The organism is Lentzea indica (assembly GCF_012184385.1).
Lineage (GTDB): Bacteria > Actinomycetota > Actinomycetes > Mycobacteriales > Pseudonocardiaceae > Lentzea > Lentzea indica.
Genome location: NZ_VSRL01000292.1, coordinates 1 through 10,386, shown reverse-complemented (window position 1 = coordinate 10,386; position 10,386 = coordinate 1). Strand labels below are relative to the sequence as shown.

At 66.5% G+C, this 10,386-nt stretch carries 11 protein-coding genes and 1 pseudogene; 5 read left to right on the top strand and 7 right to left on the bottom strand.

The window, feature by feature from the left end; genetic code table 11:
• Positions 1-340: pseudogene (locus tag FXN61_RS42375) on the bottom strand (hypothetical protein); the annotation flags it as partial.
• Positions 341-515: 175 nt separating this feature from the next.
• Here FXN61_RS42375 and FXN61_RS42370 point away from each other — a divergent pair.
• From FXN61_RS42370 to FXN61_RS42350, 5 genes are read left to right on the top strand one after another with little or no spacing between them, the layout of a single operon-like run.
• A complete protein-coding gene (locus FXN61_RS42370) occupies positions 516-1,496 on the top strand; it encodes a toll/interleukin-1 receptor domain-containing protein (RefSeq protein ID WP_167979491.1) in 981 nt (326 codons plus the stop codon).
• A 48-nt stretch (positions 1,497-1,544) separates the two neighbouring features.
• Entirely contained in the window at positions 1,545-2,063 is a 519-nt protein-coding gene (locus FXN61_RS42365; RefSeq protein ID WP_167979490.1) for a DUF4365 domain-containing protein, read from the top strand.
• A complete protein-coding gene (locus FXN61_RS42360; protein ID WP_167979489.1) occupies positions 2,060-3,061 on the top strand; it encodes a hypothetical protein in 1,002 nt (333 codons plus the stop codon). Before FXN61_RS42365 ends, FXN61_RS42360 begins: the two co-directional genes overlap by 4 nt.
• A 10-nt stretch (positions 3,062-3,071) precedes the next feature.
• Positions 3,072-3,686 carry a DUF4224 domain-containing protein gene (locus FXN61_RS42355; RefSeq protein WP_167979488.1) on the top strand — a complete coding sequence of 205 codons (615 nt, stop codon included), beginning with the start codon at positions 3,072-3,074 and terminating at the stop codon, positions 3,684-3,686.
• Positions 3,683-6,673: an ATP-binding protein gene (locus FXN61_RS42350; RefSeq protein WP_167979487.1), complete on the top strand. Its 2,991-nt coding sequence runs from the start codon at positions 3,683-3,685 to the stop codon at positions 6,671-6,673. The genes FXN61_RS42355 and FXN61_RS42350 overlap by 4 nt, the downstream gene beginning before the upstream one ends.
• 136 nt (positions 6,674-6,809) lie before the next feature.
• Here FXN61_RS42350 and FXN61_RS42345 read toward each other — a convergent pair whose 3' ends face one another.
• The 6 genes from FXN61_RS42345 to FXN61_RS42320 all read right to left on the bottom strand — a co-directional run.
• Positions 6,810-7,418, bottom strand: coding sequence for a hypothetical protein (locus tag FXN61_RS42345; RefSeq protein ID WP_167979486.1), 609 nt, complete (start codon positions 7,416-7,418; stop codon positions 6,810-6,812).
• A complete protein-coding gene (locus tag FXN61_RS42340; protein ID WP_167979485.1) occupies positions 7,415-8,437 on the bottom strand; it encodes a WXG100-like domain-containing protein in 1,023 nt (340 codons plus the stop codon). Before FXN61_RS42340 ends, FXN61_RS42345 begins: the two co-directional genes overlap by 4 nt.
• A gap of 221 nt (positions 8,438-8,658) precedes the next feature.
• Positions 8,659-8,961 carry a hypothetical protein gene (locus tag FXN61_RS42335; protein ID WP_167979484.1) on the bottom strand — a complete coding sequence of 101 codons (303 nt, stop codon included), beginning with the start codon at positions 8,959-8,961 and terminating at the stop codon, positions 8,659-8,661.
• Positions 8,958-9,443 carry a YbaB/EbfC family nucleoid-associated protein gene (locus tag FXN61_RS42330; protein WP_167979483.1) on the bottom strand — a complete coding sequence of 162 codons (486 nt, stop codon included), beginning with the start codon at positions 9,441-9,443 and terminating at the stop codon, positions 8,958-8,960. The genes FXN61_RS42335 and FXN61_RS42330 overlap by 4 nt, the downstream gene beginning before the upstream one ends.
• A complete protein-coding gene (locus FXN61_RS42325; RefSeq protein ID WP_167979482.1) occupies positions 9,440-10,192 on the bottom strand; it encodes an ESX secretion-associated protein EspG in 753 nt (250 codons plus the stop codon). The genes FXN61_RS42330 and FXN61_RS42325 overlap by 4 nt, the downstream gene beginning before the upstream one ends.
• Positions 10,189-10,386 (bottom strand): glycoside hydrolase family 9 protein (locus FXN61_RS42320; protein WP_167979481.1); only part of this gene is annotated, 198 nt, incomplete at its 5' end. The genes FXN61_RS42325 and FXN61_RS42320, both read right to left, overlap by 4 nt.

The following is a 10,386-nucleotide window of genomic DNA, read 5'->3' as shown; positions in this document are numbered from 1 at the left end:
CGATGGCGTCAGGGTGCCTCTCGGACCCCGGCCCGATCGGCGACACCTTCCTCGACGCGGTCGAGGGCATTCTCGCGGCGAAGAGCACCACGACCGCCAACGCCAGCAGCAAGGCGTCGCGCACCTTGCGTCTCGTGCGCGCGCCCACGGCCTCCCGCAACACCGCGCCGGCGTTGACGCCGGGCGAGCGCGGAATCGACCTGGTGGCCTCCACGAGGTACTCGCGAATGGCCGAGTCCGCGAACTCCTCGTCGCGGTGCGCGGCTCCGCAGAGGAAGCGGGTCGTGTCGTCGCGCAACTTCGGGGAATCGCTTCCCTTCGTCGCTGCGGGAGATGACATTGTGCTGTCCACTTTCTGTCATTGAATCGAGCACTCTGTGTTTGTGCAGGTCAGTGGCTTGGTGAGACAACGAACAACACATATTTTGCTCTGTTGCTGGCACAATAGTCGTTCCTGATCGGAATCTGGCAGAGGTGGACGAATTGCGAATTGTCAATGCGCCGAACGAGGGCAAATGACGCCCTTCTCGGATGCGCCGCCGATCCGTTGCTTCCTGAGCTACGCCCGCCAGGACGACGTCGTCATGGACTTCGTGGGCCCGTTCGCTTCCTCGCTGCGCCACTACGCCTATGCCGACCGCGGCCGCTCGCTGGAGATCTTCCTGGACCGCGAAGCCATCGGCTGGGGAGACCTCGCGCAGCCGGCCATCCGCACCGCCGTCCGCAGCGCCACCGTTTTCCTGCCCGTCCTGACCCGCCGCTACTTCGACCGCCCGTACTGCCGCGAGGAACTGTTCGTCTTCTACAACCAGGCCTCCGTGGACGGCGTCCGCGGCCTCCTACTGCCCGTCGTCCTGCTGGGTCACGACCACTTGACGGACGGCAACCCGGACCTGGCTGTGCAGATCGTGGTGGAGCGCCAGCACCGCAGCGTCCGCGAGGCGTGGCTTGACGGTCCTTCCTCACCGACCTGGCGCCGCACGATGCTCGCCCTGGCCGGTGAGCTGGTGGATCACGTCGAGGAGGCAGAGCGCCGCCTCGCCACCGAGGCTGATTCGCACGTGCCCGACGTCGAGGAGGCCATCGCCGACATCGAGCGCTTCGGGTACGACACCAGTCATGTCGTGGACTTGACTTCCGAGGTGCTGCAGCAGTTCCAGGACATAGTTGCGACAGCCACCGATGACGCGTCGAGGGCAGAAGCTCTGCTGCCGGGCGCACTGCTGCTGCGGGACGCCGCCCGCGCGTATGAACGCAGAGTCTCCGAGGTCGATCGCCTGGTGCGGGCCAGACCGTTTCGGCTCGGGCCTGACGCCGCGGCTCTGCGAGAGCTCGTCGACGCCGTCGAGCAGTTGCTCGCAAGTACGGCGAGAGCGGAACTGATGAGCGTGCCGATGCGGCGGCCGATGATCGCTTTCCGAGAGGGACTCACCACGTTGCGGAGCGCGGTGAACATGGTCACCGCGTGGGAGAAGTTGCCAAATCCTGGCCAATAACCCGCCGCCGGGCGGGTGCACGGTCCGTCGGGTCCTAGTTTCGGACGCGTGTCTGAGCCGGCGGAACTGGCCCGCGGATACGTGCGTGCGCTGGCTTCCGTCGCCGGGCTCCACGTGTCCGCCTGCGACGTCGCTCGTGATGGTATCGACTTCGGGTTCCGCTTCCATTCCTCCGTCTTTCCCGCTGTCGAGGCGCGGGTCGTGTGGACTGCCATGCCGCGAGACGAAGACGCAGATGAGCGAGGCTGTGACGACGCGGAGATGCCGCGCGGCGCACAAGCGGAATGGTGCTACGACGGGCTCGACGAGGTCTGCTTCAACAAGCTGGCCGGCCGAGACTTCACCGTGCCGCGTTACCTCTTCCTGCTGGCACTGCCACCCGATCAGGCCTACGCGTCGTTCCAGCCCGACGGCATGGTGCTCCGTCACCTCGGCTATTTCCACCCGATGGGAAACGAGGTTCCGGTGTCCGCGCCGGACCGCTCGAAAAGCCGTCCGGTACGCATCTCGCTCGCCAGGGTGTTGACCGACTCGACGCTGCGCGACCTGTTGCGGAGCGTTCGATGACCGCGCTCCCGGTGGAGGCTGTCACGGGCTATCTCCGTGCTACGGGGTGGTACCCACAACCGCAGGTGTGGAGCACGTTGACGGTGTGGACGCACGACGACGGCGCCGAGGTACTCGTGCCAGCGCGGGACGGGATGAACGACGCGGAGCTGCGCACCCGTGAACTGCTGGAAGGCGTTGCTACGCGGGAAGGCCGCGTGGTGGCGGACGTGTTGCTCGACATCAGCAGCGGGTCGCCGGCAGACGTGATCAGCGTGCATACGCATCCACTTGACATGCCGAGCGGTTGGTCTTCATTGCCGTTCGCGTTGGAGAACCTCGCCAGCCTGACCAGCGTCGTGCACGCCACCATCAGGGCAATCGACCACGGCGCGTTCGTTGGCTCACGGGGCAGGTTGCCCAAGAAGGCACACGACATGGTCGATCGGATGCTCGTCGGCCCCGTGCGTGCAGGTAGTTGCGTGTTGCCGGTACGAGTGCCGTTCGACTCGTATGCGCGGCGCGTGCTGACGCGGCTCAACACGGCGCTGGGCGCGGTGAACGCGGCTGTGGCGGAGGACGATCCGGTGGCGTTTCGAAACGCGGTTGTCGCTGGTGCCTCGGCGGACCTGTGTGAGGCACTGGTCGGGTTCGCCGGTAGGGAGTCGACTTGGCCGTTCGGTTTCTCTTTCCGTTGGGCGGCTGGTGAACCAGCCGAATGCGCGGCTACCGATGTGCTGTTCGACGGTGGCGCGGGTGCGCGAATCCGGGCCGGAGCGCGGTATCTGCGAGAGGCGAACGACCTCGGCCCTGTGACAGTGACCGGGTTCGTGGAGGTCGTGCGCGGCGGCGGGTTGGTGCAGGTCGACACGGTGTGGATGCGGCTGCTCGACCTGACGTGGTCCGACGCGGCGGTCACTGCCCGCAAGGAGCGGCATCGGGTGACCGTCTCCGGCCGACTCGTCAGCGAGGGTCAGCGCGCCGAACTGAAAGTGGACCGCTTCGAGGTAATCGGGTGAGAGGAAGAGCATGCGGGAGCTCGGGATCAAGCAGCGTGCGGCGCTGATCACGCTGATGGCGGAGGCACGGGAACTCACCAACAACGAGCTCGAGGCTCTCACTGGCTTCCGCCTCAATGGTGAGCAGCGGAAGGTGCTCAACGAGCTCGGGCTCGTCGACAGCGTGCGAGAGAAGGTCAACCAGCCGTACCGCCACGACCTCACAGATGCTGGATGGGCTTGGTGCGCCACGGAGTTCACCGCCGGTCTGCCCAAGAACGCGGGTTCCGCGGGAGGCGCGCTGTACGCCCTGCTCGGCGGGCTCGCCCGGTTTTTCGAGCGGTCGGGCCTGCGGCCGCACGAGGTCTTCGAGGCCGGCGAGCTGGCCATCGACGGACGGGTGCGTGCGGCATACGCCAAGTTGGCGCTCGAACCCAGTGCATGGGTGGGGCTTGCGGCGCTGCGGACCACGCTCGACGGCGAGTCACGGGGTGAGGTGGATCAGGCGTTGCACCGGCTGAACCGGGCGGTCGACGTCAACATCATCCCCGAGTCGAACCAGAAAGTGCTGACGCAGCAAGACCGCGACGCGGCCGTCCGCATCGGCGGGGAGGACCGCCACCTCATCAAGATCGGTGCGCGATGACTCCCGAGGAGCGCAAGGCCCTGGCGGCGTTGCGGTTCAACTGGGCATTGACCCCGGACGACGTCTGGGGCGGGGCGCAGTTCCACGTGGAAGGCCTACACACCGAGGTCGAGAAAGCAGTGGTTGCCGGACTGGAGGATGCACAGCGCAGCACCGGTTCCAGTCCGATCGGCCTGGTGATCCAGGGGCAGAAGGGCGTCGGCAAGACGCACCTGCTGGGGTGGGTGCGGGAGCGGGTCCAGGAGACGGGCGGCTACTTCTTCCTGGTGAAGCTCATGGAGGGCAACGCTTTCTGGACGAACACAGCGAACGCGATCATCGAAGGGTTGGTCCGGCCGGGGGCGGGCGGCCGCTCGCAGGTCGCGCAGTTCCTCGATCGGTTGTCTTCGTCGACCGGTACCTCGGTGACAAACCTCGATGAGTTCGTCGGGTCGGTGCGGCGCTTGGACCGCGCTGTCTGGCAAGGATGTCAGGACACGCTGAGGGCACTGGTGCTCTTCGCCTCGCCGGACGACCGTGTCAGCAACATCGGCGACGACTACCTCAGTGGGATGCCCGAGACGAACCCCGGTGACCGCGAGGCGCGGGGCATCCGGCCGCACCCCAAGCAGCCGCAGGAGATCGTCGGGGAGGTGTCCAAGCTCCTGGCTCTGACCGGGCCGATGGTGGTGGCGGTGGACCAGATCGATCAGCTGGTCGCGGTGTCGACGCGGGCGACCGGAGAGTCCTCAGCTGAGGACGACAAGCTGTTCGCCCTGGTCGGCGAAGGCCTGATGTCGTTGCGGGACAACACGAGCCGCACGTTGTCGGTGGTTGCGTGCCTGCCACACACCTGGGAGCTGTTGCGCAGCAAGGCGGTCGACACCGTCGCTGACCGGTTCCGGACGGAGCGGCCGTTGTCCGAGATTCCCAACGGCACGCTGGCCCGCGCGTTGGTGGAGAAGCGGCTCTCGGTGATCTACCGGGAACTGGACTTCACACCGCCGAGCCCGACGTGGCCGATCAGCAAGTACGCGTTCGCCGGCATGCAGCAATACACGCCACGAAAGTTGTTGCAGCGCATTGACGAGCACGCTCGCTGGTGTCTGCTCGGCGACGCCGCGCGGGATCTGGAGCGGTTCGATGCCGAGCCCGAGCCCGTGGTGGCGCCACCACCTCCGACTGATCTGAGCGAGCTCGACCGCCTCTTCGAGGAGCTGCGTGCCGCGGCGGATGTTCGCCCTGCCCTCGACCAACGGTACGAGGACGAGGTGATGCCTGGCTTGTTGTCCGCCGCGCTGACCGCGTGGATCGCCGAGCTGGGGGAGAACGATCAGGGCTGGAGCCTGGAGTCGCCGCCGTCGGTGAAGCCGGCTTTGCACGCCAGGTTGATCCGCACGCTGGACGAGGACACCGAGAACGAGGCGCATTGGGCATTCCGCGCGATCGCCGCTCCCCACCACCGGGCCGCGTTGTCGAGGTTGTCGAAGGCTCGTAGTGCGGCGGCGCACCACCTCGGGTCCGACCGACGCAGGCTGATCCTGCTGCGCAACCAGCCCTGGTCGTCCGGGCCGGTCACGCAGCAGTCGATCGCCGCGTTCCGCGAGGCGGGTGGCCGTGACGTGCCGGTGTCCGAGTCAGACCTGAGGACGTTCGCCGCGTTGAAGGAAATGCTCACCGCGCAGGATCCGCGGCTGCCGGCGTGGCTGATGGCGCGCAAGCCCGCGAGCGACACCGAGCTGCTGGCCGCCGTGCTGCCGACGGTGTTCCCCGCGATGTCTGGCCGACTGACCGCTGAGCCGGCCGACATCTCTGGTGTGCCTGTCGGCACCGTGGATGTGGACTTGGCGACGTTGCGGGAGCACGTCTTCATCTGTGCGGGTACCGGCTCGGGCAAGACGGTTCTGCTCCGGCGCCTGGTCGAGGAGTGCGCGCTGCGGGGTGTGTCGGCGATCGTCCTGGATCCGAACAACGACCTTGCCCGCCTGGGTGATACATGGCCGACACCGCCGCCCCGGTGGGGTTCCGGTGACGCCGACCGCGCACGCGCATATCTCGAGGGCACGGACGTCGTGGTGTGGACGCCAAATCGGCAGTCCGGCAGGCCGTTGTGCTTCCAGCCTCTCCCAGACTTCGCGAGCTTGCTCGACAATCCGGACGAGTTCGAGATGGCTCTTGACGTCGCGGTATCGGCTTTGGCTCCCCGCGCTGGCGTCGCGTCGTCCACGGCCAAGAACCAACGATCGAAAGCCGTGCTGCGCGATGCGCTGAAGTCGTTCGCGAGCACCGGAAAGCGTGAGCTGGCAGCGTTCGTCGACCTGCTGGCGGGTTTGCCGAACGGGGTCACCGACATGGCCAACGCCCGAGCAATGGCGGGCGAGATGGCGGAGACTCTGAAGGCCACGATGATCAACGATCGCCTGTTCGCAGGTACAGGCGAACCCGTGGATCCGGCCCTGCTGCTCACCCCGTCATCCGGCGCCATAGCCCGCGTGTCGGTGATCAGCTTCGTCGGCCTGCCGTCCGACGAACAACGGCAGAGCTTCGTGAGCCAGCTGCAGATGGAGCTCTTCGCCTGGGTCAAACGCAACCCGGTGCAGTCCCTCGGCTGGCTGCTGGTCATGGACGAGGCGCAGACGTTGGCTCCGTCGGGCAAGGCCACGACCTCGACGGCTAGCACGCAGATGCTGGCTGCCCAGGCTCGCAAATACGGTTTGGGCCTGGTGTTCGCGACACAGGCGCCCAAGGGACTGGACAACCGCATCAGCGGCAACGCGACCACGCAGATCTTCGGCCGGCTCAGCAGTCCGGCGCAGATTCGCGCGGCTGAGGAGGTGGCCCGGGCCAAGGGCAGCGCCGTACCGGACATCGCACGGTTGACCAGAGGAGAGTTCTTCGTGGCGACCGACGCCACGGGCTTCCACCTGACCACGGTGCCGATGTGCCTCAGCCACCACCCGCCGAGCCCGCTGACGGCTGACGAGGTGATCGACCGAGCCCGCCGCTGAATTGCCAAATCATTGCCAACAGCACGACGTTCGGTCACATTGGGGCCAAACGGTCGTAAGTTCTGACATCGGGGAGGGCACGCGGTCACGCGCTCGAGGAAACCGCCGCCTCGCGCGTGACCGCGTGTGCGCCGGCCTAGAGGAAGTCTCCTCCCATACGAGCACGACGCTTCTTCGGCCGTTCCCTTCGAGGCACCTTGAGCACGAGGAGGACAGAGCCGACGCCCCAAGCGGCAGCCAGTGGAACCAGCAGGTTCCTGCTGACCGACACCTTGGCCGGTTCCAGATCCAGCGTGAACCCGGAGCGGTCGACCATGAGGTCGACCCGTTCGCCCTTCTCCTTGGCGTCGATGCCCCAACTCGGCGTGTACACGAGCTTGCGATCACCGCAGGTGATGTCGTTCGTGTAGGAGTCAGGCGACCGCCGATTCGAGTGGGTGCTGACGGCGGTGACTTCACAGTCGGTCAGCCGCTCGCCGAAGGCCGTGAGCCACAGCGAATGACCGCCCATGTACGTGAAGAGTGGGATGAAGACGGCCATGAAGCCCACCCACGCGTCCAAGGAACTCTTCGGACCCAACCGCTCGAGGCATGGCATGAGCGCGAGCCAGCTGACGAGCGCCAACGGCGCGCCGATCAAGGCCCACCGGCCCGCGCCGTTGAAGACGAACCCGGCGGCACCCATCATGAACAGGCAGAGTCCTGCGAGCACGATCCACAGTGGTTTTCGGGCAGTCGTGGTCACAGGTCGAGGTTGCCCTTGATCTTCTCGAACGTGCGCTTCTGCTCGGGTGTGGGATCTTTCCCCAGCTGTGCTTCCAGTTCGTCCTGCTTGGCTGTCTCGCGCAGGACATCGGCCCCGAACTTGGTCTGGAACCCACCGCCCATCACGTCAGGCACTGAATGCGGCGTGACGCTTCCGTCGGCGCGGGTGATCGGCTTGAAGGGCGCATATGCATCGACGGCAGCGTTGCTCGGCCTCTTGTCGGCGTAGGCGCGGTTGTAGGTGTTGCCGGCGTCCTTGTAGGCGTCCCAGGCTTCGCGCAGACCCTCTTTACCCTTGTTGGCGGCATCGCCGAGCGTGGGGCGGGAGTTTCCCCAGTCCTCGAGGCGCTTGCCGGCGTCCTCCATCTTGTCTGCGCGGCTGGGAGTGGTGGTCGTGTCGCGCACACGCGGCGCGCTCGGGGCGTCTGTGCCTCGACCGCCCTTTCCGAAGCGGCCCAAGCCTTTGAGCATGTCGCCGACCTTGCTGAACAAACCCTTCAGCCGACCGGCGATTCGGGTCACCACTCGCATGAGCTTGGCGAGGTACTGCGTGATCTTGCCCAGTACGGCGGCGCCGCGTCCAACTGCCCAAGCCGCGAAGGCTGCAATCGAACTGCCCAGCGACACGTACGAAGTGCTGAGTGCGATGACAGCGTTGCGGATGACCTCGAAGACGAACATGGCGACGAGATCGCGGATCATGCCACGAATCGCCGCTGTGATCGTGCCCGCGGTCGCGATCTCCTGCGCAGTGGCGACGCAGGTCTTGCTCATCGCCTCGATCTCGTCGGCGAGCCTGCTCTGGCTTTGCCTGAATCCGTCGGCAGCGGCCTCGGACCATCCCTTGACCTGGTGCTCCACCGCCTCGCGTTGCGCGTCGGCGACGTCCTTGACCTTGACGGCAACCTGGTTCCAGGTGGCGACAGCCGCCTTGATCGCGTCGCCGTTGCCCGCCAGCCAGTCCAGTCCTTGGCGGAGGAAGCTGACGTGTTCGATCAACCATCCGATGCCGGCGGTCGCGAGAGAACCCAGCGGATCGAGGAAGGTTCCGAGCAGATCGAGACCGGCGGCGCCGGCGTTGAGGCCGATCTCCGCGAAGTCGCCTTCGCCCGCTCGTGTCAGCGAGTCCGCGAGCTGGGCAACGGATTCGACCGGGCCTGCGCCCGCGTAGTTGTCGGGTCCAGCCCACTTGCCGTCGGAGTCCCATCCGGTCCAGAAGTTCATTGCCGACCTCCGAACCGGTTCCTGTTCGAGTCCTCGTACATCTCGTAGGTCACGGCGGTGGCCTTGGTGTCATCCGCCGCCTGCCCGACACCTTCAGCCACCTTCCGGAGGTTGTCGACGGTCTCGCGCGCCTTGTCCTGTGCGTCGTCAGCGAACCATTGGAGTAGTTGACCAAAGGTCTCCCCACCGAGGTTGACCCCTGCCGCCGTGTTCGCGGCGTCGGCCAAGGCGTCCTGCCGGTTGAACTGACCTTCTGCGAATCCGTGCAGCTGCCCCGGATCGACCTGAAAGCCGCTCATCGCAGAACGCTCCCGAAGCCGTCCTCGTCGTCATCCGCGGGGCGCTGAGGACGTGGTGACGGCGTTGGCTTTTGTGCGGGGCCGTTCCAGGAGACCTCTCGCATCACCTGGCCGTCTTCCTGCGGTGGAGGCGTTTCCTCTTCCTCCTGCTGGGGGATGAAGCTGCGCAGGAAGTCCATCGCCTCGGTGCCGCCGAACTCGGGCTCCACAATGGACGCGACCTGTTCGGCGGACTGGATCTGGGCCTTCTGCACGGTCTGCATCACGAGCTGGCTCAGCTGGACGTGGGTCAGGCGCATCGCCGCGGGTGAGAACTCGATGTGCTGCAGGGCGCCGTTGGGTGCCACGCGCACGGTCACCGCCTCGTTGGGGGAAGTGACGGTGCTGCTGGCGTCCTGGATCTGCTCCTGCATCTGCAGGGAGCGTTGCTGGAGCTGCTGCGCCTTGGACTCGAGGTCCGCGATCATCTGTTCCGGGTTCATCGCGCGCTCGTCATCGCCAGTACCTGCCCGAGGTGCCGCGCCAGGCCCATGTTGTCGGCCGGGCTGATCGTGAACCAGCCGCTGCGCGTCTCGACGTTGGAGTAGCGGCCCTGGCTCGTGTCGATCCACGTGACGGGCGGGAAGTCGCGCTTGGTGCGGCCGTGTCCCATTTGGACGATGAAGTGGCCGTTGCCGATGGCTGGACCGGTCAGCATCTGCTTGGCGAGGCGGACGTCGTCGTTCTCCATCGTGCGCACCGCCTGGCGGAAGCCTTCTTGTTGCTGTGGCTGGTTTTCGAAGGCTTGGGCCGGCACGGTCACGAGCTTGCCCGGTCCTGGCCGGCCCGGCGGCATGACGTTGGCCAGGCTGGTCGCGATCTCGTTGGGCTGCACCAGGTTCAGCGTGATGGTCGCTTCTTCCTGGGTCACCAGCACCGCGTAGCCACCGCGTGCCACGACACTGGCCCGGACCAGCTTCTGCTGGTTCATGTCCGGTGTGCACAGGGCGATGACCCGGAGTTCGGGGCGCGCCAACAGGTTCAGCGCGTCTTCGAGGTCCGGCTCCGGCCTGCCGCGCCGTGCCAGGTTTCGACGTTCGAGGTCTGCGTGCACGGCTGCCTTGATGCGGGCGCGCTCGTCGAGCGTGTCGCCGTGCTGGCTGACGTCGAAGGGGTAGGGAACGCTCCCCGCCCGCAGGTCCTCCCAGAGGACCTCGAACGCGGGCAGGGAGAGCTGGGCGATCTTCCTCATCCGCCGATCACCGGCGGCGCGACCATGCGATCGTCGTCGAAGAACTCGTCAGTGGGCACGAGGTAGTTCGACTTGTGTTCCTTGTCCTCCTCGCCGCCCTTGCCGGTCACCCAGGCGAGCGCAGAGTTCCAGTTGACCGCCACCTCGTTCACCGAGTAGGCGCCGATGTCGTCCACCCAGCACTTCTGCTGCGG

Bases quoted from the DNA above. Each gene is read 5' to 3' on its own strand.
- FXN61_RS42370 (WP_167979491.1), top strand. From the start codon at position 516: ATGACGCCCTTCTCGGATGCGCCGCCGATCCGTTGCTTCCTGAGCTAC.
- FXN61_RS42360 (WP_167979489.1), top strand. From the start codon at position 2,060: ATGACCGCGCTCCCGGTGGAGGCTGTCACGGGCTATCTCCGTGCTACG.
- FXN61_RS42355 (WP_167979488.1), top strand. From the start codon at position 3,072: ATGCGGGAGCTCGGGATCAAGCAGCGTGCGGCGCTGATCACGCTGATG.
- FXN61_RS42350 (WP_167979487.1), top strand. From the start codon at position 3,683: ATGACTCCCGAGGAGCGCAAGGCCCTGGCGGCGTTGCGGTTCAACTGG.
- FXN61_RS42335 (WP_167979484.1), bottom strand. From the start codon at position 8,961: ATGAGCGGCTTTCAGGTCGATCCGGGGCAGCTGCACGGATTCGCAGAA.
- FXN61_RS42330 (WP_167979483.1), bottom strand. From the start codon at position 9,443: ATGAACCCGGAACAGATGATCGCGGACCTCGAGTCCAAGGCGCAGCAG.
- FXN61_RS42325 (WP_167979482.1), bottom strand. From the start codon at position 10,192: ATGAGGAAGATCGCCCAGCTCTCCCTGCCCGCGTTCGAGGTCCTCTGG.